2 protein-coding genes are annotated in these 2683 nt (G+C 37.3%); both read left to right on the forward strand.

The window, feature by feature from the left end:
• The first annotated feature begins 118 nt into the window (after positions 1 to 118).
• Positions 119 to 328, forward strand: coding sequence for a redoxin domain-containing protein (locus AC3AX0_RS11080; protein ID WP_487550348.1), 210 nt, complete (start codon positions 119 to 121; stop codon positions 326 to 328).
• 176 nt (positions 329 to 504) lie between these two features.
• Entirely contained in the window at positions 505 to 2571 is a 2067-nt protein-coding gene (fusA, locus tag AC3AX0_RS11085) for an elongation factor G (RefSeq protein WP_487550347.1), read from the forward strand.
• Positions 2572 to 2683 lie beyond the last annotated feature (112 nt).

The following is a 2683-nucleotide window of genomic DNA, read 5'->3' on the forward strand; positions in this document are numbered from 1 at the left end:
CTATGGCTAAGAAGATGATGATTTTTGAAAAGGGAACAGAAGCACCTGATTTTAAGCTTCCAGGAAGTGATGGAAAAGAGTATGCACTTAAGGATATAATGGGGGACAAGGGTGTCGTATTGTCCTTTTAAGTGATGAGGAAATAAAGACTCATGAGGATTACCAGGTATGGAAGGAAAAAAATATGTACGGAAACATTAAGATGGGAGTTGTTAGGTCAACCTTTATTATAGACAATGATGGAAAAATTATTCAAGAGTTCAGAAATATAAAAGCCAAGGGTCATGCACTGAAAATATACAATTACATCAAGGATGAAATCCTTTAAATACTTGATTTAGTGCAACGTATGAAATTAATAGAAATGAATTAAATGAATTTAAATGTGCGGTTTTTAAGCGCATATTTATTTTTTCTTGTGAAAACGTTTTATTTGTAGTTGAAAAAGCACAAATTTTCGTATAAAATATAATGAAAGTACAAAGTATTCAAAGGAGGAATATCATGAAGAATTACAGCACAGACAAAATAAGAAACATAGCATTAATGGGACATGGAGGGTGTGGAAAGACAACTTTGGTTGAAGCTATGTTGTTTAATTCCCATGCCTTGAAGAGAATGGGTAATGTAGACGATAAGAATACCATTTCTGATTTTGACAAGGAAGAAAAAGAAAGAGGATTTTCAATTGGGACAAGTGTAATTCCTGTAGAATTTGACAACACCAAATTAAATATATTAGATACTCCTGGTTACTTTGATTTCGTTGGTGAGGTATATGGAGCTTTACGGGTTGCCAGTGGAGCAATAATTTGTGTTGATGCTACTTCAGGAGTTGAAGTTGGAACTGAAAAAGCATGGGAAATTGCAGAGGAAAGAAACATACCAAGAGTTATTTTTCTTAACCGAATGGACAAGGAAAATGTAAAGTTTGACAAGGTTCTTGCAGAACTCAAACTGAAGCTCGACAAGAAGGTTGTACCTTTTGCAGTGCCAATAGGATCCGAACAGGACTTTAGGGGTTATGTTGATATTATTTCACTTAAGGGTCTTGTTTTCAACGGTACAGAGTGTGTTGAAGGTGAAGTTCCTGAGGAAGCCATGGAAAGGGCAAAAGTATTGAGATCTTCCTTGATGGAGTCGGTTGCGGAAACTGATGAAGCAATGCTTGAAAAATTTTTCTCGGGTGAATCATTTACTGATGACGAAATAAGAAACGGATTAAAACTTGCCGTAAACAACGGAGAACTGGTTCCTGTAATAGTGGGGACCTCGGCCAAGACTATTGGTGTCAAGGAACTTATGCATATTTGCATAGACTATATGCCTTCAGCTGCAGATTGTAAGGATTTCATTGCAATTAAGGAAGAGGAAGAAATTGTTCTCAAGATTGATAGGAAAAAGCCTTTTGCGGCATTCGTATTCAAGACGATAATAGACCCCTATGTAGGAAAAATATCGCTCTTTAAGGTGCTTTCTGGAAGCGTCAAGAAGGATGACGAGATATACAACGTAAACAAGGATGAGACAGAGAAGATGGGAAGCTTATTTTATATGATGGGAAAAGAACAGGTTGAAACATCTGAACTTTTAGCAGGGGACATCGGTGCATGTGCCAAACTGCAGTATGCCGAGACCGGTGATACCTTTACTGTCAAGAACAATCCGTTAAAATTCCCAGCAATCAATTATCCAAAGCCATGTCTGTTCCTTTGTGTTGAACCAAAATCCAAGGACGATGAGGAAAAGATAGGACAGGCTTTGCATAAGCTGACAGATGAAGACCCCACTTTTGTAGTTGAAAGAAACAAGGAAACAAAACAGCTTCTTATAGGTGGACAGGGAAACATGCAATTGTCTGTAATAACACACAAAATGAAAAACATGTTCAATGTTGAAGTTGAACTTTCAGATCCAAAGATTGCCTACAGGGAAACAATTAAGGGTGCTGCTGATGTACAAGGAAAGCATAAGAAACAGTCAGGTGGAGCAGGTCAGTACGGGGATGTTTATATTAAATTTGAACCTTCTAATGAAGAATTTGCATTCGAAGATAAAATTTTTGGCGGTTCAGTACCAAGACAGTACATTCCTGCAGTTGAGAAGGGTCTTAGAGACTGCCTTGAAAAGGGTGTTTTAGCTGGTTATCCTGTTGTGAATATCAAGGCTACTCTTCATGACGGTTCATACCACAATGTGGATTCAAGCGAGATGGCATTCAAAATGGCTGCTACCCTTGCATTTAGGAAAGGAATCAAGGAAGCAATACCTGTACTTCTTGAGCCGGTTATGTCTGTAAAAATACTGATTCCAGATGATTATTTGGGAGACATAATGGGAGACATGAACAAGAGAAGAGGAAGGATACTTGGAATGGAACCTCAGTCTAATAGAAAACAGCTTGTTCTTGCTGAAGCTCCCCAAGCTGAAATGTTCAAGTATGCAATAGATCTTAAGTCTATGACTCAGGCAAGGGGAAGATTCGAGATGGAATTCTTGAGGTATGATGAACTTCCTTCAAATCTTGCAGAAAAGGTGATAGAAGAATCAGGGCATGAAAATGAGCATTAGATAGAATTTTATATTTTAAAAGCTGCAGTTATAAAACTGTAGCTTTTTTTAAAAATTATTATTTGCAGAATTACATAAAATGTTGCGATTTCATGTTTGTAGTGTACTAAAC

This window comes from Dethiosulfatibacter sp., from assembly GCF_983023055.1.